Source organism: Bradyrhizobium sp. C-145 (genome assembly GCF_023375135.1).
In the GTDB taxonomy this organism is placed as follows: domain Bacteria; phylum Pseudomonadota; class Alphaproteobacteria; order Rhizobiales; family Xanthobacteraceae; genus Bradyrhizobium; species Bradyrhizobium zhanjiangense.
Map to the genome: position 1 here is coordinate 4,061,926 of NZ_CP088150.1, position 25,856 is coordinate 4,087,781.

Consider the following 25,856-nt stretch of genomic DNA (forward strand, 5'->3'; position numbering starts at 1 on the left):
CTCGCGCCCGTCAGCTCGCGGCGGCGGCGTTGGTCTTGCCGGGGGCCGGAGGCGCGCGGCGGAACCTGAGCACGATGCGGGTTCCACTATGGGCGGGGTCGCGCTCGACGGACGCGTCGAGCTTGGAGGCCATGGCCGCGACGATGCGCTGGCCCATGCCGGTGGAGCGCGGATCGGCCTTGACGTTGTCTCCGACGCCGTTGTCGGTGATCGACAGCAGGAGATCCTCGCCCTGTGAGATCAGCTCGACATGGATCGGACCGGCGCCGTCGGGATAGGCATATTTCACCGCGTTCATCACCAGCTCGTTGACGATGATGCCGACGGCGACCGCACGGTCCGGATCGATCTCGATCGGCTCGGCCTCCAGCGTCAGGCGCGACATCCGGTTGCCTTCGGCCGAGCGCCTGAGGTCCTCCAGCAGCGAGTCCAGATACTGGTTCAGGACCACGCTCTTCAGGTCCTGCGAGGTATAGAGACGGCGGTGCACCTGCGCGACCGCGGCGACGCGGCCCATGGCATTGGTCAGCGCCGCCTTCACCTCCTCCTGCGCGGCGGAGCTCGCCTGAAGATGCAGCAGCGAAGCGATGATCTGGAGCGAATTGCCGACGCGGTGGTTGACCTCGCGCAGCAGCAGCTCGCGTTCGGCGGCGAGCGCGGCGTAGCGGTCGCGCGAGGCGTGGATCTCGGCTTCGGCTTCCTCGCGCGCCCTCTGCAACTCGGCCTGGCGCAGCGCGCCGTCGGCGGCGACGTGGAGGAGGGGGATGAAGTCGCCCTGGACGTCCTTGACCAGATAGTCGGCCGCCCCGGCCTTCAGCGCGGTGACCGCGATGCTGGAGTCCTGGGACGCGGTTACGAACACGACCGGCGGCGCGTCCGGGATCGCCATGATCTGCTCGAGCGTCTCCAGCCCGTCGAGGCCCGGCATGTACTGATCGAGTGCGACGACATCGATGCCACCCTCGGCGCCCGCGCGGCGGATCCGCTCGAGGCCTTCCTCGCCGCTCGCGGCATGAATGACCCTGTAGCCGCGTCGCGTCAGGCCGCGATCGACCAGGCGCGACAGCGCCTCGTCGTCGTCGATGTAGAGCAGTGTTGGCGTGTGCTGGTTCATGAGGCGGCGGGCGGGACCTGGATGACCGAGAAGAACAGGCCGAGCTGCCGGATGGCATTGGCGAAATTCTCGTAGTTGACGGGCTTGGTGATGTAGACGTTGCAGCCGAGCTCGTAGCAGCGCTTGATTTCCTGGGAGTCGTCGGTGGTGGTCAGCACCACCACGGGCGAAGCCTTCAGATATTTGTTCTCCTTGATCTGCTTCAGGATGTCGATCCCGGTCATGTCGGGAAGGTTGAGATCGAGCAGGATCAGCAGCGCATTGCCCTTCTGCACGAGCCCGCTGCCGTCGGCACCGAACAGGTGCTTCATCGCGTCCGTGCCGTTGGCAAAGGAGACGATCTCGTTGTTGACGCCGGACCTTCGGATATTGCGCTCGATCAGGCGGGCGTGGCCCTCGTCGTCCTCGATCATGATGATGGTCACAGGCTTGGTCATCGATCTGCCTTCCGGTTACTCACGTTCCAGGCGATCGGCAGCGTGATCGTGAAGGTGCTGCCCGCGTTCAGTTCCGATGATACCGACATGGTGCCGCCGAGGCGACGCACAAGTGCACGTACATGCGCAAGACCGATGCCCTGGCCGGGCTTGTCCTGGGTTCCCGCGCGGCGGAACAGGTCGAATATCCGCTGGTGATCCTTCGGATCGATGCCGCGGCCGTTGTCGCTGATCTCGAAGATGGCATAGCCGAGCTTGGTGCGCCCGCGGATTCTGATCTCGCCGGGCACGCCGCTCTTCAGGTATTTGATCGCGTTGTCGATCAGGTTGGAGAAGATCTGCTCGAGCGCGAGGCGGTCGCTGATAAGGTTGGGCAGGGGCTCGACGTGAATCTCGGCCTGCGCTTCGGCGGCCTGGTGCGCCAGCGTCGACACGATGGCTCCGATCAGCTCGCTTGTGTCGATCTTCACCGGCTGGAATTCGCGTCGGCCCTCGCGGGTGAGGTTGAGGATGGCGGAGATCAGCCGATCCATCTTGGCGATCGACGTCTTGATGAAGCCGAGCGCTTCGGAGAAGTCATCCGAGAGCCGCTTGTCAGCGCCTTCGAGCGCGATCTCGCCGGGGGCGCCGGGCGCCAGTGGCGGTCCGTCGGCCGGGACATGGGTGAGGCTGCCGATGCGGCGGAAGACGTCGCCGCCGAGCTCCTCGAGTTCGCTGGTGAAGCCCATGATGTTGACGAGCGGCGAGCGCAGATCGTGGCTCACGATATAGGCAAAGCGCTGGATCTCGTCGTTGGCTTCGCGCAAGTCGGCCGTGCGTTCATCGACGACGGTCTCCAAATTGACGTTGGCATCGCGCAGGCGCGCTTCGGCCTCGTCGCGGGCGCGCGCCGAGCGCCGCACCAGCCAGATCGAGATCAGCGCCAGTAGCACGACGAGGCCGGAGCCGATGCCGGTCATCGATGCAGCGAGGGTCTGGCTGCTGTCGGCATTCGCCGACCGGAGCCGGAACAGTCGCTCCTCTTCGCCGATCATTGCCTCCGCCACATTGCCGATCGTGGTGGTGGCGCCCTGGGCCGCCGCCTCCCGTGACAGTGCCGTCGCCATGTCCGGCTGGCCTTGCTTGATGGCAGCGATTTCGCGCGCGAATTGGCCCAGACGAGTCTCAATCGCCGCGCTCAGCTTCTCGATGTTCTCACGCTGCGCGGGGTTGTCGCGGGTCAGGCGCGTTACCCTGTCGAGCGCGGGAATGATCGCCGCAACGGACCTTTCGTAATCTGTCTGGAATTCGGGTCCCAGCGTCAGGAGGTAGCCGCGCAGGGCGCTTTCGGCGCGCCGGACCTCGAGCAGCAACGCGTTGATCTGGTTCTCCGCCTCGATGGTGTGGACCACCCATTTGCTGTCTCCCCTCGCCTTGTTGACGAGGTAGACCGAGCCGGCGCTGATCACGGTCAGCACCAATAGGCCCGCCGAGAACAGCAGGATTTGCCAGAATGCGAGCCGTCGATGGCCTTCAGCCTTCACGACGGTTCACCTGTCTATTTCAGTGGAGTTCAAAAGCGCCCCCCTTGGAACTGGCCCCAACGCTCCTGAACGCAATTAGGGACAAAGGGTTCCACGAGGAGGAAGATTATCGCGGGGCGGGTTCCGCCTGGCCGGCCAAATACTGTTCCAGCCAGTGGATGTGATAGTCGCCGTTGATGATGTCGGCTTCGCGCACCAGCGCGCGGAACAGCGGCAGCGTGGTCTCGATGCCCTCGACCACCATCTCGTCCAGCGCCCGGCGCAGCCGCATCAGGCATTCGGCGCGGGTCTTGCCATGCACGATCAGCTTGCCGACCAGGGAATCGTAATAGGGCGGGATCGTGTAGCCCTGATAGACGGCGGAATCGATGCGGACGCCGAGGCCGCCGGGCGAGTGGTATTGCAGGATCCGGCCGGGCGAGGGGCGGAAGGTTTGCGGATTCTCGGCATTGATGCGGCACTCGATCGCGTGGCCGATGACCTGGACTTCGTCCTGCCTGGCCGGCAGATCGCCGCCGGCGGCGATGCGAATCTGCTCCAGCACGAGATCGATGTCGGTGATGCTCTCGGTGACGGGATGCTCGACCTGGATGCGCGTGTTCATCTCGATGAAGTAGAACTCGCCGTCCTCGAACAGGAATTCGATGGTGCCGACGCCGAGATATTTCATCTCGCGCATTGCCTTGGCGCACGTCTCACCGATCTTGGCGCGCGCCGCCGCGGCGAGGACGGGCGAGGGGCCTTCTTCCCAGACCTTCTGGTGGCGGCGTTGCAGCGAGCAGTCGCGTTCGCCGAGATGGATGGCGCCGCCACGGCCGTCGCCAAGAATCTGGATCTCGATGTGGCGCGGCTTCTGGAGGTATTTTTCGAGGTAGACGGACGCATCGCCAAAGGCGGACTTGGCCTCGTTGGCCGCGGTCGACAGCGCCACCTGGAGGTCGGCCTCGCTGTGGGCGACCTTCATTCCACGGCCGCCACCGCCGGCCGCAGCCTTCACCAGCACGGGGAAGCCGATCTTCTTGGCGATCGCCATCGCATCGTCATCGGGACCGACGGCGCCGTCGGAGCCGGGCACCACGGGGATGCCGAGGCGCTTGGCGGTCTTCTTGGCCTCGATCTTGTCGCCCATCAGACGGATGTGCTCGGCCTTCGGGCCGATGAAATGCAGATTGTGCTCTGCGAGGATTTCCGCAAAGCGTGCGTTCTCGGACAGGAAGCCATAGCCGGGATGCACCGCATCCGCGCCGGTGATCTCGCAGGCGGCGAGCAGCGCGGGGACGTTGAGATAACTGTCCTTCGAAGGTGGCGGCCCGATGCAAACGCTCTCGTCCGACAGGCGCACATGCATGGCGTCGGCGTCGGCGGTGGAGTGCACGGCCACGGTCGCAATCCCGAGCTCCTTGCAGGCCCTGAGGATGCGAAGAGCGATCTCGCCACGATTGGCTATGAGGATCTTGTCGAACATGGTGCCCTTAAGGGACGAATAGCGCGCAGGAAGCGGTGAGGGCGGTTGGCCGCCGGGGGCCGTTACTCAATGATGACGAGCGGCTCGCCGTACTCGACCGGCTGGCCATCCTCGACCAGGATCTGCGTCACCGTGCCGGCGCGCGGCGACGGAATCTGGTTCATCGTCTTCATGGCTTCGATGATCAGCAACGTCTGGCCGACCGAGACCTTGGTGCCGACGTCGATGAACGGCTTTGCGCCGGGCTCCGGCGCCCAATAGGCGGTACCGACCATCGGCGAGGTCACGGCGCCGGGATGTTTCGACAGGTCGGCCGCAGCAGTTGCCGGCGCGACCGCGGCTGCGGCCGCCGGCAGGGCCGCGGGAGCTGCTGCCACCGGCATCGGCATGGTCGCGGCAACGCTGACGTTGCGGGCGACGCGTAGGCGCAGGCCAGCACGTTCGATCTCGATCTCGGTGAGGCTGGTCTCATCGAGCAGCAAGGCCAGCTCGCGGACGAGCGCGGAATCCTCGCTGGAAAACTTTGCGGCTGCTTTGTCGTCTGGCTGGCGCGCCATGTTGTTTGATCCGAATGTTCTGTTGGAAGGGGGCGTCAGGCTTTGGGCTTGATGCCGAGCTTGGCGGCAAGGCCCTGGATGGCGAGGCGGTAGCCTTCGATGCCGAAACCGCACAGCGAGGCGAAGGCCGCGCGCGCGGTGTAGGAGTGATGACGGAAGCTCTCGCGGGCGTGGATGTTGGTCACGTGCACTTCGACCGTCGGGATCTGCACCGCGAGCAGCGCGTCGTGCAGCGCGATCGAGGTGTGGGAGTAGCCGCCGGCATTGATGATGATACCCCTCATCTTGCGGACGTGTGCCTCGTGGACGAAGTCGATCAGCTCGCCTTCGCGGTTAGACTGCCGGCAGTCGGCCTTGAGGCCGAAGGCCGCCGCCGTCTCCCGGCACAGCGCCTCGACGTCGGCCAGCGTCGCATGGCCATACTTTTCGGGCTCGCGCGTCCCCAGCATGTTGAGGTTCGGCCCGTTCAGGACGAGGATCGTGTCGGTTGCAGGTTCAGCCATTCCAATCCCGGAAGAGGTGCTTCGGCGTGGCGGGGGTTATAGGTAACAAAGCGCGTGAGGGGAAGCCTTGAAGGGCCTCCCGGGTGGCTTCAAGGACCTCATCCAGTGCGCAAAAACCTGTGTGGAAGCTGCGGAAATTGCTTGTTAACCGGTCCAAAGCATGGCTGCCGGCAAACGTAAAGGAGCGGGCATCGCTGCCCGCCCCCTGAGGTTGCCGTGATCCGGCCTTAGGCGTTCAGGATCGCCACGATCTCATAGGTATCCGGATCGATGATCACGATTTCGTTGCGGATCAGGACGAACTTGTAGGTCCGCCACTCCGGATAGATCGTCACGACCTTCGACGGCAGGGCGTGGAGCGTAATGCCCTCACGCGGGATGCGGGTGCCGACCGAAATGTTGAAGTTCACATTGGTCACGGGCGCCACCTTCTCCTCGCGGATCACTGAGGTGATCTGCGTGCGCTGCTCGGTCGAGAGCTTGGCGGCCGCGCCAGCCTGGCCGGTCGTCGTCTGCGACCGCTCGGTCCCGGTCTGGGTCTGGGTCTGGGTTTGGGAACCCTGGTGGCCAGGCGCATTCATACCGCTGCGGTCTTCCTGACCTTGGGTCTTCATGTCCTTGCTGCCCTTGGTCTCGGTTTCCTTGCTCATGCTACCCTTGGACTTCTCGTCGCTCCGCGGGCTCTGGCCGACCGTCGACGACTTCTCCGACTGCGTTGACTTCTCACGCGTCGCACCCGGCTGGTCCTTGTTCATCTTGTCGGACTGAGTCGACTTGTCATGAGCGCTCGGCTGGTCCTTCTGATCCTTCATGCCGCCGGCCTGACCGACCGTTCCCTTCTCATGCTTGTCTTGCTTGTCCATGGACTCTTGCTTGCCCATGGAGCCGCTGCGCTCGCCAGAAGGCTGCGTGCTGTGCTGGGTCTGCTGGCCACTCCCGTAGTCTTTGGTTCCGGTTCCTTGCGCATTGGCAAAACCGGTGCCGGCGATCAGCGCCAAGGCTGCAACCGAGACCAAAAAGCGATTAGTCATTTGAACCTCTCCTCACGTGCTTTCTTTGCGTCATTGCCCGCGCCGACAACGAAAGGAGAGCGCGGTCGTTCCGAAATCCAGGAGGTTCCGACGAGCTTTGTTTGTTGAACGCCGGATGAACGATTTTGCAGAGGCGCGCCAAGATTTGGCACAAGAAAAAGGCCGGCTTTCCTGCCGGCCTTTTTCGCGTTTTCAGTATCGCAAAATGTGGGATCAGCAGGTCGCTTTGCCGCAGCGGGCGATGCCGATCTTTTCCCTGAGGCCTTCGACGCCGACGGCGCCGACCACGATCTGCTTGCCGATCACGTAACTCGGCGTGCCGTTCATGCCCATCGCTTCGGCGAGCTTGAAGTTCTCCTCGATGGTGGCGCGCACTTCGGGGCTGGTGATGTCCTTCTCGATTCTCGCGGTGTCGAGACCAGCCTCCTTGGCGGCTTGAATCGCGCGCGCCTTGTCCGCTGCGCCACGACCGCCGAGCAGTCTCTGGTGGAAGTCGAGGTATTTCTTGCCGGAGGGATCCTGCATGCGCACGGCCACGGCGACCTGGGCCGCCTCGACCGAGCCCTGGCTCAGCACGGGAAATTCCTTCAGCACGACCTTCAGCTTCGGATCACTCTTCATGAGATCGAGCATGTCGCCCATGGCGCGTTTGCAGTAGCCGCAATTGTAGTCGAAGAACTCGACGAAGGTGACATCGCCGTCCTTGTTGCCGAGCACGACCTGGCGCGGCGAGTTGAAGATCGCGTCGGCATTTTGCGCGATGCTGGCCTCGTGCTTCTGGGTTTCGGCCGCGGCCTGACGCTTGCTGAGCTCGGTCATGGCCTCCTCGAGCACCTCGGGATGGCTGACGAGATAGTTCTTGATGATCGCCTCGATGTCGGTGCGCTGACTGTCGGAGAAGCTCTCGGCCAACACGGGCGCGGCTGCGCCGAACATGGCGAGCGCAAACAGCGCGGGAGCAAGCAGGCGCAGCGAAGGCATGGTCAAATCCTCTTATCCAAAGCAGGTTTCGGTAAAACGTCGCGGCGGACTCAAAGCTCGATGTCGTGACGTCGTGGTGTCGGGCGTCGTTTGCGTTGCGTCAGTTGCGCGGCGGCTTGGCCGCCACGATGTCGTCGGCCTTGACCCATCCGGGCGTGCCGACGGCGAAACGGGTTTTCGCGCGCGTGGCGAGCTCGCGGGCGGTCTTGTTGTCGCCGCGCAAGTAGGCGGCTTGCGCCGACGCGAGATCCGCCTCGGCATAGTCTCCCTTCCGGCCATAGGCCATCGCGAGCTGGGTATAGCCGAGAGCGGCCTCGGGCTCCCGTGCCACCGCGGCGCGGAGAATCCGAACGGCGTCGTCGGTGTAGGCCTTATTATCGGTTCCAACCAGAGCCTGCCCAAGTAACATCTCGATGAGGGGGGCATTGTTCGAAAGTGCGACAGCCTTGCGCAGGGGCGCGATCGCCTCGGCAGGCTTGCCGCTCTCCAGCAAGGCCTGGCCGCGCACCTCGTAGAAGTACGGGTTGTTCGGCTGGACCTGGATCAGCGCGTCGATCTGGGAGAGCGCGCTGCGCAAATCCCCATGCAGATAGGTGCTGATGGCGCGGGCATAGCGCGCCGGCAAGCTGTCGTTGGTCTGGGGATAGCGGCGGTACACCGTCTCCGGCCGCTCCATGAACGCGGAGATCTTGGCGCGCACCATGTCATGGCGGAGCTGGAGCGCGGGATCGTCCTTCTTGTCCCAATAGGGGCTGGAGCTTGCGAATTCCTGCAGCGCGGCGACGCGTTCGGCCGGCATCGGATGCGACTGGAGATAGGGATCGGCGCCGCGCGCGGCGAACAGGCTCTCGCTGGTGAAGCGCTTGAAGGTCTCGTACATCCCCTTCGGCGACTGCCCCGTCGCGGTCAGGAATTTCACGCCGGCACGGTCGGCGTTCTCCTCCTGCTGGCGCTGGTAGGACAACAGCGTACGGCGGATCATCTCCTGCGGGGCGGCGATGGCGGCTGCCCCCGCATTGGCAAGGCCGTTATTGCCGGCGCTGCTGCGCTGGGTGCTGCCCGCGGCGATTGCGCCGGCGCCGAGCAGCATCGCGATGATCATCTGGGTCTGCGCCGTGGCGAGCTGCTCGCGAAGCTTGGACAGATGGCCGCCCGCCAGATGCCCGGTCTCGTGCGCTAGCACGCCGATGATCTGGTTTGGCGTCTCCGATTGGAGGATCGCGCCCCAATTGACGAAGATGCGGCGGCCGTCCGCGACGAACGCGTTGAACGAGCCGTCGTTGATGATCACCATCTGGATGTTCTGCTTCTCCAGACCGGCGACGCGCAGGATCGGGCGGGTATATTCGCGCAGAAGCTGCTCGGTTTCGGTGTCGCGCAGGACCGGCGGCCCCTTGGCCTGCGCGCGCGCAGCCGAGAACGGCGTCAGCGCGATCGCCGTGGCCGTAACGAGGGCGGTGAGGGCGGAAGCCTTCTTGCGCAATGCGATCTGGAGCAACATCAAGCGGTCTGGGTCAAACGTCTTGGTCAAGCAGTTTCGTGATTGGTTTTGGCGATTGGCGGCGGACCGGATACGCGATATGCCCTTGTGAGCCTTACCCCTTATGAGCCGTACAATGCGGCTAGTCTGGGGCGCAAGCGCCCCCGTGTTCCGGACCGGACGGACCGGTCTGCCAGCGAATAGCAGAAATCGATGCACGATGCGACATTGAGGAACCGGTTGGGACAGTGGCTCGAGCCCTCCCGCCGCAGCGATGTTCCCCCGTTCATGGTGATGGACGTCATGGCCGCGGCGGCCCGAATCGAGGCCGCCGGCGGCCATGTCATCCATATGGAGGTCGGCCAGCCCGCGGCCGGCGCGCCCAGCACCGCGATCGCAGCCGCCCATGCTGCGCTCGAGGCCGGGCGGATCGATTATACCTCCGCGCTCGGCATCCCCTCGCTGCGGGAGCGCATCGCGCGACATTATCGCGATGTATATCGCTGTGACGTCAGCCCCGAGCGGATCGTGGTGACGACCGGCTCCTCCGGCGGATTTATCCTGGCCTTCCTGTCGATGTTCGAGCCCGGCGATCGCGTCGCGGTGACCGTGCCGGGCTATCCACCATACCGTCATATCCTCACCGCGCTCGGCTGCGAGCCGGTGCTGATCGAGACCACCAACGAGACGCGCCACGCGCTCACCGGCGAGGCTCTGCTTGCTGCCCATCGCAAGGCGCCGCTGAAAGGCGTGCTGGTCGGCAGCCCCGCCAATCCGACGGGGACCATGATGTCCCGCGAGGCGCTCACTGGCCTGATCGCGGCCGCGCAGGACGCAGGTATCCGCTTCATTTCCGACGAGATCTATCACGGGCTGGATTATGCGTTTCCGGCAGTGACGGCGGCGGCGCTGTCGGACCAGACACTCGTGATCAACTCGTTCTCGAAGTATTTTTGCATGACGGGCTGGCGCGTCGGCTGGATGGTCGTGCCTGAGATCCTGGTGCGGCCGATCGAGCGGCTGCAGCAGAACCTCTCGATCTCGGTGCCGGCGCTGTCGCAGATCGCGGCCGAGGCCGCCTTCGAGGGCACGGCCGAGATGGAGGAGATCAAGCACGGCTACCAGGAAAACCGGCGCATTCTGATCGAGGGACTTCCCAAGGCCGGCCTGACCAGGTTCCTGCCGGCCGACGGCGCCTTCTATCTTTATGCCGACGTCTCGGACTTCACCTCCGACAGTTTCGAGTTCGCCAAGCAGATGCTGGAACAGGCTCATGTTGCGGCTACGCCCGGCCTCGATTTCGATCCCATCCATGGACGCTCGTTCGTTCGTTTTTCCTATGCACGTTCGCCCGAGGAGATGCGCGAGGCAGTTGACCGGATCGCTGACTGGCTTAAATAGCCGCCAGTTTTCGATCCACTTCCGGAGTTCATCTTGTCTGACCGATCTGCTGCGCCCGTCGTCACGTCGCATTCTCCTCTCGCCACATTGATGTGGCCGACCCGGCCGGGCGAGACCGTCGGCGCAGTGCGCGCCTTCGTGCTGATTGCGCTCGGCACCGCGTTGATGGCGCTATCAGCCAAGGTCAGCCTGCCGCTGCCCTATGTGCCCATGACGTTGCAAACGCTTGTGGTGTTGATGATCGGCGCTGCCTATGGCTGGCGCCTTGGCAGCGCAACCATGATCGCCTACCTCGCCGAGGGCGCGCTCGGCCTGCCGGTGTTTGCCGGTCCGTTGGGCGGCATTGCACCGCTAATTGGTCCGACTGCAGGCTATCTGTTTGGTTTCATTGCCGCGGCCTTCGTGACCGGCTGGCTCGCCGAGCGCGGCTGGGATCGCAGCGTGGTGCTGCTGTTTGCGGCGATGGCCGTTGGCCATATCGTCATTCTCGCTGCCGGGTTTGGCTGGTTGGCCTTTGGCCTTGGCCTCGGCGCTGCGAAGGCCTGGCAGGTCGGCATTGTGCCGTTTATTGCGGCTTCGCTGGTCAAGAACGCCCTCGGCGCCGCGTTGATGCCGGCAGCGCGCCGGATCGTCGATCGCCGCGGGTAAAACGCCGCAGTAACGAGCAGTTCCAATTGACAGGGCCGGCCAAGTTGATCTTGGCTGGCCCGATAGTTTGAGGGGGAGTGAAACGATGACGACGACAACGATGGCGGAAGCGCCGGTCGCGCCGCCCGCCGCCAAGCCGTGGTACAAAATCCTCTACGTCCAGGTCCTGATCGCCATCGTGCTTGGCGCCATCGTCGGCTGGCTGTGGCCACAGCTCGCCACCAATGAGTGGATCAAGGCGCTCGGCGACGGCTTCATCAAGCTGATCAAGATGGTGATCGCTCCGATCATCTTCTGCACCGTCGTCTCGGGCATCGCCCATATCCAGGATGCCAAGAAGGTCGGCCGCATCGGCGTCAAGGCGCTGGTCTATTTCGAGGTCGTCTCGACCTTCGCGCTGGTGATCGGACTCATCATCGGCAACTTGGTCAAGCCCGGCGCGGGCTTCGGCAGTGGCGCGGCAAGCGAGGCGGCCGTCGCAAATTACGCCAAGCAGGCTGCCGGTCAGAAGTCGGTCGACTTCGTGCTGCACATCATTCCCGACACCGTGGTCGGCGCCTTCGCGCAAGGCGAGATCCTCCAGGTGTTGCTATTCTCGGTGCTGTTCGGCTTCGCGATCATGAGCCTCGGCGAGCGCGGCCACACCATCCGCAGCTTCATCGACGATGCCGCGCATGCGGTGTTCGGCGTCATCTCCATCGTCATGCGTGCAGCACCGATTGGCGCGTTCGGCGCGATGGCCTATACGATCGGCAAGTTCGGCACCGGCGCGATCCTCAACCTGGTCGGGCTGATCGCCACGTTCTACGTCACCGCGGCGCTGTTCGTGTTCGTCGTGCTCGGCATCATCGCGCGCGTGGCGGGATTCTCGATCTTCAAGTTCCTGGTCTACATCAAGGATGAGCTGCTGATCGTGCTCGGCACTTCGTCGTCGGAAAGCGCGCTGCCATCCTTGATGGAAAAGCTGGAGCGGCTCGGCTGCTCCAAGTCGGTGGTCGGCCTCGTCGTGCCCACGGGTTACTCGTTCAACCTCGACGGCACCAACATCTACATGACGCTGGCGACACTCTTCATTGCGCAGGCACTCGGTTACGATCTCTCCTTCAGCCAGCAGCTCACGATCCTGGTCGTGGCGATGCTGACCTCGAAGGGCGCCTCCGGCATCACCGGTGCCGGCTTCATCACGCTGGCGGCAACGCTCGCAGTGGTCGATCCGCGCCTCGTGCCGGGCATGGCGATCGTACTCGGCATCGACAAGTTCATGAGCGAGTGCCGCGCGCTGACCAACCTGTGCGGCAACGGCGTCGCCTGCGTGATCGTCGCCTGGTGGGAGCGCGAGCTCGACCGCGACAAGCTCAACGCCAACCTCTCCAAGCAGATCGATCCGACCGACATGGAGACGGCAATCACGACGGACTGATCGGTGCGACGCACCGTCAGGCTTCGAACTGATAGGGCTGGTCGAGATCCTCGATCAGCCCTTTTTCTTTCGGCGTGCATCCGCGCAAGGCGCGCGTCGTCGTGCTCAGATCGGAACGTCGACCGCTAAAATCGCTCCGGCCGGTAGGGCGCCGGATCGATCGCCGGCGTCTCATCGCTCATGATTTCGGCGAGCAGGCGTCCGGTCGCAGGCCCCAGCGTAAAACCCTGGTGGCCGTGACCGAAATTCATCCAAAGGCCCGGATGTCGCGGAGCTTGCCCGAGCACCGGAAGCATGTCGGGCGTGCAGGGCCTCGTGCCGAACCACGGATCCGGCTCGACCCGCTTGCCGAGATCGATCAGCTCGCGTGCGGAGGCCTCGGCGCTGGCGAGCTGCACCGGTGTTGCGAGCGCGTCCATGCCGGTCAATTCCGCGCCGGTGGTGATGCGGATGCCCTTGGCCATCGGGCCCATGGCGTAGCCGCCGCCCTTGTCGACGAGGGGGATGTCGAGCGAGGCGCCGCCGCTGTAGTGCATGTGGTAGCCGCGCTTGCGTACCAGCGGAATGCGGTAGCCGAACTTGTGCAACAGATCGGGCGACCACGGCCCGAGCGTCACGACCGCGTGGGGAGCGTCGAGACGTCCCTGGTCCGTATCGACGGACCATCCGGTCGCGGTCTGCCGCAGGCTCTGGGCATCACCGAGAACAATGGTGCCGCCGAGGCGCTCGAACAGCTCGGCATAGGCCGTGACGAGCGCACCTGGATCGGACACGGTCCATGTGTCGAGCCAATGGATCGCGCCGGGGAGATCGTCGCGCAGGATCGGCTCGGCCTTGGCAAGCTCGCTGCCGGAGAGCACGCGGAAATTCACGCCGAATTCGCGCTGGTCTTCCTCCGCGGTCTTGATCGCGAGATCGAATGACGCAGCATCGCGATGCAGCATGCGATAGCCGGTGCGGCGGATGAGATTGTCGGCATGGGCTTCGCGAATGAGGATGTCGTGCTCCGCCGTCGCATAGGCGATCAGCCGTGCCCAGGCCTCGATCGCCTCGCGATGCCGCTTCGGCGCCGAATGCCACCAATAGCGGAGCAGGGGCTCGATATGGAGATGCAGCGACGACAGGCTGTAGCGCACGTCATTGGTGCGGCCGGTCGCGATCTTCAGCAGCGTGGCGAGGTCGCGCGGCATCGGATAGGGGCGGACCGCTTCCGCCTGGATCATCCCGGCATTGCCGTAGCTGGTCTCGCGGCCCGGCTCCCTGCGGTCGACCAGCGTGACGGACCAGCCGCGCTGCCGCAGGTGCAGCGCCGCGCTGACGCCGATCATGCCGCCGCCGAGAACGATCGCGCTTTGCATTGGCAGAATTCTCCTGTCAGGCTGGTTGTGGGCGAGGTCGGGTCATTCCCAGGCGAGGAAGCCTGGTGCGGTCGACAGCGGCGGCGCCGCGGCGAGCCGCGCCAGATCGGGGACCGGCCGGCACAATTGCGCATCATCCGCGAACGCCGCTTCGATGCTAGCGGCGACCGAGAGCACGACGGCATCGCCACCGCGCGGGCCGACGATCTGGAGGCCGAAGGGCAGACCGGCTTCATCGAGGCCGAGCGGAATGCTGATGGCGGGATGGCCGGGAAGCGTGACGGCATAGGCGAGCGCGAGCCAGTGGAAGTAGGATTTTGTCGGCGTGCCGTCGATCTCGGCGGGGTAGAGTTCCGACCACGGCCGCGGACTCAGGGTGATGGTCGGGCTGATCAGCACGTCGGTCGCTTCGAAGAAGCTCTGATAGGCGCGATAGATCCGCGTCTGTATCGTTGCGGCGCGCGCATGGTCTTCGAGCGTGTAGCCGAGTCCTTCCTCGACATTGGCGCGGACATTGGGGCCGAGCGTCTCGGGACGCTCCTTGTAGTTCTTGCCGTGCGTCGCCAGGAACATGCCCGCGCGCAGCACGGCGAAGGCGTCGTCTGCGCCGGCGCAATCCGGCGTCGCTTCGCGGCACGCGGCGAAGAGCGGTGCAAGCTTGCCAACGCGCTGCCGGAACACGCGCCGGATCGCCTGCTCGGTCGGGGCGAAGCCAAAGTCCTCGGTGAAGGCGAGGCGCAGCTTGCCGAGCTCGGCGGGACGCGGCGCGGCCCAGCGCTCGGCGCAGCCGCGCAACGGCTCGCCGGGCAGCGTATAGGCAAGCGGATCGCGCGCATCGTCACTCGCCATCACCGACAGCATCAGCGCGGTGTCGGCGACATTGCGCGCCATCGGCCCGTCGGTCGACAGATTGGACCAGCCGAACGCGCGCTTCTCGCTGGCCACGAGGCCGTAGGACGGACGCATGCCGACAATGCCGGCGTAGCCTGCCGGATTGCGCAAGGAGCCGCCCGTGTCCGAGCCGGAAGCGAGCGGAGCCATGCCGCAGGCGAGCGCCACCGCCGAGCCGCCGGATGAGCCGGCCGCCGAGCGCATCGGATCGAACGGATTGCCGGTTGCGCCGAACACGGGGTTGCGGGTGTTGCCGCCCGCGGCCCACTCCGGCGTGTTGGTCTTGCCGAAGATGATGGCGCCGGCTGCACGCAGCCGCGCGATCGAGCCCTGGTCGGCCGCCGGGACGTTATCTCTGAGCAGCGGGCTGCCATAGGTGCTGCGCAGCCCGGCGGTGTCCTGGGTGTCCTTGATGAGAACGGGGAGCCCGTGCAGGGCGCCACGATCCTCGCCGCGCAGGATGGCGGCCTCGGCCTCCTGGGCCGCGGCACGTGCGCCTGATACGTCCAGCGTCACGACGGCGTTAACGGCCGGATTGATGGCGGCGATCCGCGACAGACAGGACTCCAGCAGCTCGACGGGCGAGATCGCCCGGGCGGCCAGCAGGCGGCGCAGTTCGACCGCGCCGGAATCGCAAAGCTCTGACAAATGCCAATCCCCTTTCAAATCGTGAAGACGATCTAGCACACCGGACACTCGGTTGGGCGCGCTGCCACCGAGTTTTTGCGTTTTGGAGATTCTCTCCAGCTCCGCCAGATCACGCCGCTTCGCTTGGTGACGACGAACTGCCGCCGTCGTGCGAGCAAGGAGAGCGCCCAAACAAAAACGCCCGGCTGTGCCGGGCGTTTTGCATTCGATATTCGGCTTTATTCGCCGCCACCGAAGCGGCGCGACCACCAACCGGCACGGCGCGGGGCTGCCGGAGGTTCGTTTGCGGCTTGCGGTGCGGGCTCAGCTGCTGGCGCGGGCGCTGCAACCGGTTCGGTCGGCTGCGCAACCGGTGTCGCGGGTTCGGGCTGGCTGTGTAGCAGGAAGCTCACCTTTTCCCGGACGGTGGAGCGGCGTCGCGCGGCCTTGTCGTCGGCGGGCTCTTCGACCGGCGCTGCGGTCGCCGTGACGGGAGCCGGCTCCGGCCGGGCCGGCGCCTCACTCGGCACGTCGGCGCGCGGTTCAGGCTGCGCCGCCTGTGGTTCGGCGATGTGTTCGGCCTGTGCAATCGAGGGCGCGGCCTCGTTGCCAAAGCTGTCGAAATCGGCGACTGCGTCGGTCGCCTCCGGCGGCGCATTGGCAGCGAGCTCGTCGCCGATGGAGCCGGCGAGACCTTCCTCGGCGCCACCGCGCCGACGGCGTCCGCCGCGGCGACCACGCCGACGCCGGCGCTCACCGCCGCCCTGCTGCTCGCCGCGGGCGGCCTGTTCCTCGCCTTCCTCGCCATCCTGCTCGGACTCTGAATCCTCTTCGCCTTCGCCGGCTGCCATAGCGGCCTCCGTGGGGGCGTTATCCTCGCGCAACTCGCCGTCGCGTTGGCCGCCACGGCCGCGGCGGCGGCGGCGGCGCTTGCGGCGCTGGCCGTCCTGTTCGGGGGCTGCCTCACCGGCGGCCTGCTCCTCGGCGAGACCTTCGGTCTCCTCGGACTCGATCTCGGATTCCAGCTCCGCATCGAACTCCTCGTCCTCATAGGCGTCTTCGACCAGGGGCGGCGGGCTCGCAGCCGCCTGCGCCGCAAGCAGCGCCTTGGCAGCTTCCAGCGTATGCACCTGCTCGCCACGGTCGATAACGTAAGCCTGAGGTCCGCTGACGGACTGATCGGCGATGACCGACAGCGTGACCTTGAAGCCGTTCTCGAGATCACGCAGATGACCGCGCTTGTGGTTCAGCACGTAGAGCGCGACGTCGGTGCGGGTGCGGACCACGAGATTGTGGGTCGCGCCCTTCATCAGGATCTCTTCGAGGCCGCGCAGCAACTGGAGCGCCACCGAGGAGACCGAGCGGACATGACCGGTGCCGCCGCAATGCGGGCAGGGATCGGTCGAACTCTCCAGCACGCTGGCGCGAATGCGCTGGCGCGACATTTCCAGCAGGCCGAAATGCGAGATGCGTCCGACCTGGATGCGCGCGCGATCCTGCCTGAGGCAATCGGACAGCTTGCGCTCGACCGCACGGTTGTTGCGCTTCTCGTCCATGTCGATGAAGTCGATGACGATCAGGCCGGCGAGGTCGCGCAGGCGGAGCTGACGGGCGACCTCTTCGGCCGCCTCCAGATTGGTCTTGAGCGCGGTGTCCTCGATATGGTGCTCGCGGGTCGATCGTCCCGAGTTGACGTCGATCGAGACCAGCGCTTCGGTCTGGTTGATGACGATGTAGCCGCCGGAGCGAAGCTGTACGGTCGGCGAGAACATCGCATCGAGCTGGCTCTCGACACCCATCCGCGAGAATAGCGGCTGGCCGTCGCGATACTGCTTCACCGCGCTGACATTGGCGGGCATCAGCATCTTCATGAAGTCGCGCGCTTCGCGGTAGCCGGATTCGCCGGCCACCTGGATCTCGTCGATCTCCTTGTTGTAGAGGTCGCGCAGCGAGCGCTTGATCAGCGAGCCTTCCTCGTAGACGAGGGTCGGGGCCTGCGACTTCAGCGTCAGGTCGCGCACCGTCTCCCACATCCGGATCAGATATTCGAAGTCGCGCTTGATCTCGGGCTTGGTGCGGGCAGCGCCGGCGGTGCGCAGGATGATGCCCATGCCCTCGGGCACGTCGAGATCCTGCACCACTTCCTTCAGGCGGGACCGGTCCTGGGCGCTGGTAATCTTGCGGCTGATGCCGCCGCCGCGCGCAGTGTTGGGCATCAAGACGGCATAGCGGCCGGCGAGCGACAGATAGGTCGTCAGCGCGGCGCCCTTGTTGCCGCGCTCTTCCTTGACGACCTGCACCAGCATCACCTGGCGGCGCTTGATGACTTCCTGGATCTTGTACTGGCGGCGCGGGCGGAAGGTGCGCTCCGGCACTTCCTCCAGCACGTCGTCGCCGCCGACGGATTCGACGAGCTCCTCTTCGGCTTCCTCGCCGTCCCCGTCCTCGTCCTCTTCGTCAGCCGTCACTTCCGCGGCCTTGGCATGCGCCGCGTCGGCGGCGTAAACGGCATCGGCTGGTTCAGCGGCGACAGCTACCGCTTCGGCGAAAGCCTCGGCGTGGGCTTCGGGGGCAACGGCCTCCTGCGGCTCGGCAATGGTCTCGGCCGCAACCACGGGCTCGGCGCCGACGGCCGCGACAGGCGCGGGCGTCTCGTCGGCTTGATCATGGTCGTGATGATCGTGCTCGCCGTGATCACCCTGGTCGTCATCAGCGTGGGCGTGTTGGTGATCGTCATCATGGGGCTGATGATCGCCATGATCGTCTTCGTGATGATCGTGGCCGTCGTACTCGCCATGATGCTCGGCATCGGCGTGCAGGTGCTCGCCTTCGTGCGAAGCGCCTTCAGTCTGCGCCGGCAGGACGTCGCCCTCGACCGGCTGGGCCGCGGGATCGGCGCCGGCCTCGAGGCCTTCGACGATGTCGCTGCGGACGCGTTCGCCGTGGCCGCGGCGACGGGCGTTGCGGTGGCGCGAGCGGCGGCGGCCGTGGGAGCGGTTCTCGCTCTCTTCCTCGGCCTCGCGATGAGCCTGTTCCTCGGCCTCGATCAGCGCCTGCCGGTCGGCGACCGGGATCTGGTAGTAATCGGGATGGATTTCGCTGAATGCGAGGAAGCCGTGGCGGTTGCCGCCATATTCGACGAAAGCGGCTTGGAGCGAGGGTTCGACCCTGGTGACCTTGGCGAGGTAGATATTCCCGCGCAGTTGCTTGCGTTGTGCGGTCTCGAAATCAAACTCTTCGACGCGATTGCCGCGGACCACGACGACCCGGGTCTCTTCCGGGTGGGTGGCATCGATCAACATCTTGTTGGGCATGTCTTAACTCTTGGCGGCGGCGGGCGCGATTCACCGTGGGCGCGTATCGCGCCGCCGGGTGACGCGACGGTCCACCTGATTCGGGGGTGAGGGGAAGGCCGAAACGCCGTCTCTCGCGCCTTGCCGAACCGGAAGCTTCAGGACCAATGTGGCGCGCGGAATTTTCAATCCGCAGCGTCGCGAATGGTCCTTTAGAATTCGTCGGCACAGTCTGGCGCATCAAGCGTCGGCCCGTATGAAACATTGGGCGGCGAGGCCGCCCCTCAATCAGTTGCTGCTGGCCAGGCATGGCGCGAGCGCGCTCGCCTTGGGGGATCACGAACCGGTCCCCTGGGATCAAGGGACCGGGTTAATGGGTTACGTCGCTGTCAGAACCGCCCGGGTAACGTGAGTGGTAACCCAGGACCGTCCGCCGCCGGAGCTTGACCCGCTCCATCTCGTTGCCGCGCACCGCGCTGGTCTTAGAGGGGGAACGGAAAACGCTGGAATTCCCAAACCTTGAGAGTTCCGGCGCTGCACCGGGAGGCTGAATGCGACACAACCGGGAATATCGGCCGTCAGCAGTCCGTACATACGAGGAATGAGCCATCCGTGCAAGGGAGCGTCGCACGGCGGTCACAGTCAGCGAGTTTCGCACATCCGTCATTAAGGATCGTTTAACCCTGTGGTTCTATTGCGTTAAAGAGGCTGCTCGGAGGCACGAAATTCGGTGGCGAGCCGCACAAATCAAAGGGTTTTGCTGGGATGCGTGCTGCTGTGCGCCGCAGCATTGCCATATGCCGATTCCTCGCGCCTGAGCGCGGCGGAAAGCCAGCCGCAACCCTCTGTTGCGGTCGCGAATTTTCCAACCGCTTCGGCAGCCCGTCTGGCTGGCGATGGCAAGCAGACCCGCTTCATCCTCGACATCGACCAGACCGTTACCTTTCGTGCCGTCACGCTCGCCGACCCCTACCGCGTGGTGGTGGACGTGCCGCAAGTCAATTTTCAGCTGCCCGCCGGTACCGGCAGCGCGGGGCGGGGGCTGGTCAAGGCCTTCCGCTACGGGCTCGTCATGCCCGGCGGCTCGCGAATCGTGTTCGACCTGACCGGGCCGGCGAAGATCGCCAATTCCTACGTGGTCGACGCCGCCAATGGCCAGCCGGCCCGTCTCGTGCTCGAGCTGGAAGAGGTCGACCGCGCCGCCTTTGTGCCCTCGCTCGCCCCCGAAAACCGTCCCGAGTTGCGGCCCGCGATCGCCGAGGCGCCGCCTGCCACGTTTCCCACTACGGCGACCCCGGATACCGCGCAGCAGAAGGCCGATGGCCGTCCGGTGGTCGTGATTGATCCCGGCCATGGCGGCATCGATAACGGTACGCAGTCGAGCGGCGAGAGCGAGAAGAACCTCGTCCTGGCCTTTGGGCTGGCGTTACGCGATAGACTCGAAAAGGCCGGCAAATACCGCGTGGTCATGACGCGGGACGACGATACCTTCATTCCCCTCAATGACCGGACCAAGATCGCCCGCAACCTCAAGGCCGCTTTGTTCGTCTCGATTCATGCCGATGCGCTGCCACGTGCCGAGGGCGATGCGCAGGGCGCGACCATCTACACGCTCTCCGATAAGGCCTCCGACGCCGAGGCCCAGCGGCTGGCGGACGCCGAGAACCGGGCGGACGCGATTGCTGGCTTCAACCTCGCGGAGGAGCCGACCGACGTCGCCGACATATTGATCGACCTCACGCAGCGGGAAACCCGCACCTTTTCAAATCGTTTTGCCCGTCTGCTGATGGGGGAAATGAAGTCAACGGTGCGGATGCACAAGCATCCCCTGAAGTCGGCCGGCTTCCGGGTCCTGAAGGCGCCCGACGTGCCCTCGGTGCTGGTCGAGATCGGCTATGTCTCGAACAAGGGCGACCTCGAGCACCTGGTCTCCGAGGGCTGGCGCTCCCGCGCCGTGGGGTCCATGGCGCAGGCGATCGACGGGTTTTTGGCCAAGCGGATGGCCACGGCGGGATCATCAAATTGACGACCCGGGGATCGTCAAATTGACGACCTGGGGATCGTCAAATTGATGACCGGGGGTCTTCGAACTGAAAGGGTTTTTCCGCCCCGCCGCAAAAGCCCTAGTTTGGCCACAGCGGGCGCTTTATAAAAATGCCGCAGGGGGTTCCGGAATCGGAGAGAGAATCCCGCTCGGCAAGCGTCTAAAATCCGGCACTGATGTGATTGCGTAAGCCGGTGAATTCGTGACGTAAGGGTTGGCCCCTGTTTGGGGTGCCAAGGGGCTGATACTGGGCTGATCCAGAGTTTGAACGGATAAACACATAATGCGCTTGCTGGTGCGGTTCATGGGCTTCCTGTTCGCCGCGGGAACAGTGGTGTTCCTTGTCGGTGTCGGGGCCGTGGCAGGCCTGATCTGGCATTTCTCCAAGGACTTGCCGGACTACTCTCAGCTTCAGGATTACGAGCCGCCGGTGATGACCCGCGTGCACGCGGTCGACGGTTCGTTGCTCGGCGAATACGCCAAGGAGCGGCGGCTGTATCTGCCGATCCAGGCGGTACCCAAGCTCGTGATCAACGCGTTCCTGGCGGCCGAGGACAAGAATTTCTACGAGCATGGCGGCATCGACTACACCGGCATGGCGCGCGCAGGTCTGCTTTACATTCAGAACTACGGCTCGAATCGGCGTCCGCAGGGCGCCTCCACTATCACCCAGCAGGTCGCCAAGAACTTCCTTCTGACCAACGAGGTCTCCTTCGCGCGCAAGATCAAAGAAGCCTTGCTGGCGATGCGCATCGAGAAGACCTACTCGAAGGACAAGATCCTCGAGCTGTATCTGAACGAAATCTATCTCGGCCTCGGCGCCTACGGCATCGCGGCGGCGTCGCTGGTCTATTTCGATAAGTCAGTGAACGAGCTCACCGTTGCGGAAGCCGCTTATCTGGCCGCGCTGCCGAAGATGCCGGCGACCCTGCATCCGGTGCGCAACCGCGACCGCGCCATCGAGCGCCGCAACTATGTGATCGACCGTCTCCAGGAGAACGGCTGGATCAAGCAGGCCGATGCCGAGAAGGCGCGCAAGGAGCCGCTCGCCGTCACCAGCCGCTCCAACGGGGCCCACACTTTCGCCGGCGAATATTTCGCCGAGGAAGTCCGCCGCGACATCTTCGAGCGCTATGGCGAAAAGAAGCTGTATGAGGGTGGTCTCTCTGTCCGCACCACACTCGATCCGAAGATCCAGGTCATGGCGCGCAAGACCATGGTCGCCGGCCTCGTGAACTATGACGAGCAACAGGGCTATCGCGGTGCCATGAGCAAGCTCGATATTTCGGGCGACTGGGGCGTGAAGCTCGCCGAGATCAAATCGCTCTCCGACATCTCGCCATGGCGCATGGCGGTGGTGCTGGAAACCAGCGACCAGTCGGCGCGCATCGGCTTCCAGCCGAGCCGCGAGCTGGGCGGTGCCATCAGCAAGCAGCGCGAGACAGGCATCGTCACGGTCGACGGCGTGCGCTGGGCGCGGGCCACGCAGGGCGGCACAAGGGGCAAGACGCCGACGGCAGTGTCGCAGGTACTCCAGCCCGGCGACGTCATTTATGCCGATCCGCTCTACAAGGACGGTCAGCCCGTCGAGGGCCAGTACCGGCTGCGTCAGATCCCCGAAGTGTCGGGCGCGATGGTGGTGATGGATCCCTGGACCGGCCGCGTGCTCGCGATGGTCGGCGGCTTTTCGTTCGACCAGAGCCAGTTCAATCGCGCCACGCAGGCCTATCGGCAGCCGGGTTCGTCGTTCAAGCCGATCGTCTATTCGGCCGCGCTCGACAACGGCTATACGCCGTCGACCGTGGTACTCGACGCGCCGATCGAAATCGATCAGGGCCAGGGCGCCGGCGTGTGGCGGCCTGAAAACTTCTCCTCGGGCAAGTTCCAGGGACCGGTGACGCTGCGCAACGCGCTGCGGCAGTCGCTGAACACCGTGACGGTGCGCCTCGCGCAGGACATCGGCATGCCCTTGATCGGCGAATATGCCCGCCGCTTCGGCGTCTATGACGAGCTGCCGAACTATCTGTCCTACGCGCTCGGCGCTGGCGAAACGACGGCGATGCGCATGGTCACGGCTTACTCGATGCTCGCCAATGGCGGCCGCCGGGTGAAGCCGACCTTGATCGACCGCATCCAGGATCGCTACGGCCGCACCATCTTCAAGCACGACCAGCGCGAATGCCGCGGCTGCGACGCGCCGGGCGGCTGGAAGAATCAGGCCGAGCCGCAGCTGATCGACCGCCGTGAGCAAGTGCTGGATTCCATGACCGCCTATCAGATCACCGAGCTGATGGAAGGCGTGGTGCAGGCCGGTACCGCGACCGTGGTCAAGGAAGTCGGCAAGCCGATCGCCGGTAAGACCGGCACCACCAACGAGGCGAAGGACGCCTGGTTCGTCGGCTTCTCGCCCGACGTCGCCGTCGCCATCTATATGGGCTACGACAAGCCGCGCCCGCTCGGCAAAGGCAACGCCGCGACGGGCGGCCATCTGGCAGCTCCCATCGCGCGCGATTTCCTCAAGCTTGCGCTCGCCGACAAGCCCGCCGTTCCGTTCAAGGTGCCGGCCGGCATCAAGCTCGTGCGCGTTGTCTCCAAGACCGGCATGCGCGCAGGTCCCGGCGAGACCGGCGGAACCATCCTCGAAGCCTTCAAGCCGGGCACGGCGCCGCCGGATAATTATTCGGTCATCGGCGTGGCCGATGCCGACGGGCGCATGCCGGCGTCGCAGCAGCAGCAGCCGGATTCCGGCTTCTTCATGCGGCCGGGCACCGGCGGGCTGTACTAAAGCGCGATGAAATTAGGATCGTCATCGCGCTTTAGGTTGTTGTTTGAGCATGATCTTTTCGGAAAGCCGCTGCGCACTTTTCCGGATCATGCTTTAGCGGATAACGCTGACGTTTGAGGGAGCGGGCGGTTGCGCTTTGGCGCCGCCGCCGTTACATCCCGTTGCAATCGAACCCGGAACAATTCCGCGACATCAGAGAACGACATGCGTGCCGAAATCGAGCGGTTGGTAGAAGAGATCAAGCAGTCAGTCGGGCTGCTGAGGAGGCATCTTTGACGTCGAGAAATCGACGGCGCGCCTCGCTGAGCTGAACAAGCTCGCAGAAGATCCCGATCTCTGGAACGATCCCCAGAAAGCCCAGAAACTGATGCAGGAGCGCACCTCGCTGGAGGATGCGCTGTCGGGCATCGGCAAGGTCGAGCAGGAGCTCGAAGACGATATCGGCATGATCGAGCTCGGCGAGGCCGAGGGCGATGACGGTGTCGTTGCCGAGGCCGAAGCCGCGCTGAAGAACCTCAAAAAGGAGGTGGCGCGGCGTGAACTCGAGGCGCTGCTGTCGGGCGAGGCCGACCGCTTCGATTCCTATCTCGAAGTCCATGCCGGCGCTGGCGGCACCGAAAGCCAGGACTGGGCGCAGATGCTCTTGCGCATGTACACGCGCTGGGCCGAAACCCACGGCTTCAAGGTCGAATTTCTGGAAGAATCCGAGGGCGAAGAGGCCGGCATCAAGTCGGCGACCATCCAGGTCTCCGGCCACAACGCCTATGGCTGGCTGAAGACCGAAGCGGGTGTGCATCGCCTGGTGCGCATCTCGCCGTTCGACTCCAACGCGCGGCGGCACACCTCGTTCTCGAGCGTGCAGGTATTCCCCGTCATCGACGACAGCATCAAGATCGACATCAAGGAGTCCGACGTCCGCACCGACACCATGCGTTCGGGCGGTGCCGGCGGTCAGCACGTCAACAAGACCGAATCCGCGGTGCGCCTGACGCATATTCCGACTGGTGTCGCGGTGGTCTGTCAGGCCGGCCGCTCCCAACACAAGAACCGGGCGCAGGCCTGGGACATGCTGCGTGCTCGCCTTTACGAGATCGAACTGAAGAAGCGCGAGGAGAAGGCGGCCGCCGACCAGGCTGCCAAGACCGATATCGGCTGGGGCCACCAGATCCGCTCGTACGTGCTGCAGCCCTACCAGATGGTGAAGGATTTGCGCACGGGGGTGCAGACCTCGGACACATCCGGCGTGCTCAATGGCGAGCTCGACGACTTCATGGCCGCGACGCTGGCGCAGCGTGCCTTCGGCACCACCAGCGGCGACATCGAGGACGTGGATTGATCATGGCCCGCGTCGCCTTCATCGGGCTTGGGCGGATGGGGCACGGCATGGCCGGCCGCTATCTTGATGCCGGCTTCACGGTGACGCTGTGGAATCGCAGCAAGGCCAAAGCGGAAGACCTGATCGCCCGCGGCGCGCATTGGGCGACGTCCCCTGAGGATGCCGCGATCGATGCCGATGCGGTCGTGACCATGGTCGCCGATGACGAGGCCTCGCGTGCGGTCTGGCTCGGGCCCAAGGGCGCGGCCAAGACCGCGAAGGCCGGCACCATCGCCATCGAATGCTCGACCGTCTCCTATGACCATGCCCGCGAGATGGGCCGCGAGCTGAACGCGCGCGGGCTCATTTACATCGACTGCCCCGTGACCGGATTACCCGATGCGGCCGCTAGCGGAAAGCTGACGCTGCTGGTTGGCGCCAATGCGGCCGATCTCGAGCGCGCGCGGCCCTATCTCGACCCAATCGGCTCAACCATCCGCCATTTCGGTGCGGTCGGCACCGGCACGGTCTACAAGCTCATCAACAATCTCTTGGGCGCGATCCAGATCGCCGGCCTCGCCGAGGGCCTTGCGATCGCCGAGCAGGCCGGGCTCGACATGAACCTCGTGCTGGAGTCGATCCAGGCGGGCGTCGCCGCAAGCCCACAGGTGCAGCGCCACTCCAAGCGCATGGTCGCTCGCGACTTCGGCGTCGCGACCTTCACGGCGGCGCTGCGGCACAAGGATGCCGCCTATGCGGTGGAGCTCGCCGAGAGTCTGCTGGCTGATAAGCCTCTGGTCGCGCGTGCGGCCGTCGAGGCCTACGCTCAGGCGAAGGCTGTGATGCCCGACGATGATGAGGGCCGGATGATCGAGCTGGTGTCGCGGCCGAAGAAATTCTCGTAGGCGGGTGTATCAACATGGGGCCGCCTTGGCCGCTCCATTCATTCCGAGCACCGGTTTTGTAAGCCGGTGCTTCATCGG

General features: G+C 64.9%; 19 protein-coding genes. 7 read left to right on the forward strand and 12 right to left on the reverse strand.

Annotation, left to right across the window (positions count from 1 at the left end; genetic code table 11):
- Window positions 1–10: 10 nt before the first annotated feature.
- The 9 genes from LRP30_RS18895 to LRP30_RS18935 all read right to left on the reverse strand — a co-directional run bounded on the left by LRP30_RS18895 (window position 11) and on the right by LRP30_RS18935 (window position 9,112).
- Window positions 11–1,114 carry a histidine kinase dimerization/phosphoacceptor domain -containing protein gene (locus tag LRP30_RS18895; RefSeq protein WP_128934119.1) on the reverse strand — a complete coding sequence of 368 codons (1,104 nt, stop codon included), beginning with the start codon at window positions 1,112–1,114 and terminating at the stop codon, window positions 11–13.
- On the reverse strand, window positions 1,111–1,551 hold the full coding sequence (locus tag LRP30_RS18900; protein ID WP_091888040.1) for a response regulator: 441 nt from the start codon (window positions 1,549–1,551) through the stop codon (window positions 1,111–1,113). The genes LRP30_RS18895 and LRP30_RS18900 overlap by 4 nt, the downstream gene beginning before the upstream one ends.
- A complete protein-coding gene (locus LRP30_RS18905) occupies window positions 1,548–3,074 on the reverse strand; it encodes a CHASE3 domain-containing protein (RefSeq protein ID WP_249761332.1) in 1,527 nt (508 codons plus the stop codon). Before LRP30_RS18905 ends, LRP30_RS18900 begins: the two co-directional genes overlap by 4 nt.
- A gap of 106 nt (window positions 3,075–3,180) precedes the next feature.
- Window positions 3,181–4,539, reverse strand: coding sequence for an acetyl-CoA carboxylase biotin carboxylase subunit (gene accC, locus LRP30_RS18910; RefSeq protein ID WP_091888036.1), 1,359 nt, complete (start codon window positions 4,537–4,539; stop codon window positions 3,181–3,183).
- A 62-nt stretch (window positions 4,540–4,601) separates the two neighbouring features.
- A complete protein-coding gene (gene accB, locus LRP30_RS18915; protein ID WP_091888034.1) occupies window positions 4,602–5,096 on the reverse strand; it encodes an acetyl-CoA carboxylase biotin carboxyl carrier protein in 495 nt (164 codons plus the stop codon).
- Between the two features lie 35 nt (window positions 5,097–5,131).
- On the reverse strand, window positions 5,132–5,599 hold the full coding sequence (gene aroQ, locus LRP30_RS18920) for a type II 3-dehydroquinate dehydratase (protein ID WP_249761333.1): 468 nt from the start codon (window positions 5,597–5,599) through the stop codon (window positions 5,132–5,134).
- A gap of 227 nt (window positions 5,600–5,826) precedes the next feature.
- Window positions 5,827–6,630: a DUF1236 domain-containing protein gene (locus LRP30_RS18925; RefSeq protein WP_249761334.1), complete on the reverse strand. Its 804-nt coding sequence runs from the start codon at window positions 6,628–6,630 to the stop codon at window positions 5,827–5,829.
- Between the two features lie 213 nt (window positions 6,631–6,843).
- Window positions 6,844–7,611 (reverse strand): DsbA family protein, encoded by a 768-nt coding sequence (locus LRP30_RS18930; protein ID WP_249761335.1) that lies wholly within the window; start codon window positions 7,609–7,611, stop codon window positions 6,844–6,846.
- A 100-nt stretch (window positions 7,612–7,711) separates the two neighbouring features.
- Window positions 7,712–9,112 (reverse strand): M48 family metalloprotease, encoded by a 1,401-nt coding sequence (locus LRP30_RS18935; protein WP_128937428.1) that lies wholly within the window; start codon window positions 9,110–9,112, stop codon window positions 7,712–7,714.
- A gap of 192 nt (window positions 9,113–9,304) precedes the next feature.
- Between LRP30_RS18935 and LRP30_RS18940 the strand changes: the two genes are divergently transcribed.
- From LRP30_RS18940 to LRP30_RS18950, 3 genes are all read left to right on the forward strand, one after another.
- A complete protein-coding gene (locus LRP30_RS18940; protein WP_249761336.1) occupies window positions 9,305–10,492 on the forward strand; it encodes an aminotransferase class I/II-fold pyridoxal phosphate-dependent enzyme in 1,188 nt (395 codons plus the stop codon).
- Between the two features lie 90 nt (window positions 10,493–10,582).
- Complete coding sequence (locus LRP30_RS18945) at window positions 10,583–11,140, forward strand: biotin transporter BioY (protein ID WP_128942300.1); 558 nt, start codon at window positions 10,583–10,585, stop codon at window positions 11,138–11,140.
- 85 nt (window positions 11,141–11,225) lie between these two features.
- Entirely contained in the window at window positions 11,226–12,560 is a 1,335-nt protein-coding gene (locus LRP30_RS18950) for a dicarboxylate/amino acid:cation symporter (protein WP_249761337.1), read from the forward strand.
- Window positions 12,561–12,685: 125 nt separating this feature from the next.
- Here the strand turns inward: LRP30_RS18950 and LRP30_RS18955 are convergent, their stop codons facing one another.
- From LRP30_RS18955 to LRP30_RS18965, 3 genes are all read right to left on the reverse strand, one after another.
- Complete coding sequence (locus LRP30_RS18955) at window positions 12,686–13,918, reverse strand: FAD-dependent oxidoreductase (protein WP_249761338.1); 1,233 nt, start codon at window positions 13,916–13,918, stop codon at window positions 12,686–12,688.
- 42 nt (window positions 13,919–13,960) lie between these two features.
- The gene (locus LRP30_RS18960; protein ID WP_249761339.1) at window positions 13,961–15,457 is read right to left on the reverse strand and encodes an amidase family protein; all 1,497 of its coding nucleotides are present in this window, start codon (window positions 15,455–15,457) and stop codon (window positions 13,961–13,963) included.
- A 218-nt stretch (window positions 15,458–15,675) separates the two neighbouring features.
- A complete protein-coding gene (locus LRP30_RS18965; protein WP_249761340.1) occupies window positions 15,676–18,750 on the reverse strand; it encodes a ribonuclease E/G in 3,075 nt (1,024 codons plus the stop codon).
- Window positions 18,751–19,459: 709 nt separating this feature from the next.
- Between LRP30_RS18965 and LRP30_RS18970 the strand changes: the two genes are divergently transcribed.
- The 4 genes from LRP30_RS18970 (at window position 19,460) to LRP30_RS18985 (ending at window position 25,778) form a co-directional block, all read left to right on the forward strand.
- Window positions 19,460–20,755, forward strand: coding sequence for an N-acetylmuramoyl-L-alanine amidase (locus LRP30_RS18970; RefSeq protein ID WP_249761341.1), 1,296 nt, complete (start codon window positions 19,460–19,462; stop codon window positions 20,753–20,755).
- Between the two features lie 301 nt (window positions 20,756–21,056).
- Complete coding sequence (locus LRP30_RS18975; protein ID WP_091888011.1) at window positions 21,057–23,558, forward strand: penicillin-binding protein 1A; 2,502 nt, start codon at window positions 21,057–21,059, stop codon at window positions 23,556–23,558.
- Between the two features lie 204 nt (window positions 23,559–23,762).
- A protein-coding gene (gene prfB, locus LRP30_RS18980) for a peptide chain release factor 2 (protein ID WP_128934108.1) occupies window positions 23,763–24,894 on the forward strand; the annotation gives its coding sequence in 2 pieces (ribosomal slippage) (window positions 23,763–23,831 and window positions 23,833–24,894; 1,131 coding nt in all).
- A complete protein-coding gene (locus tag LRP30_RS18985; protein WP_346016237.1) occupies window positions 24,795–25,778 on the forward strand; it encodes an NAD(P)-dependent oxidoreductase in 984 nt (327 codons plus the stop codon). Before prfB ends, LRP30_RS18985 begins: the two co-directional genes overlap by 100 nt.
- Window positions 25,779–25,856 lie beyond the last annotated feature (78 nt).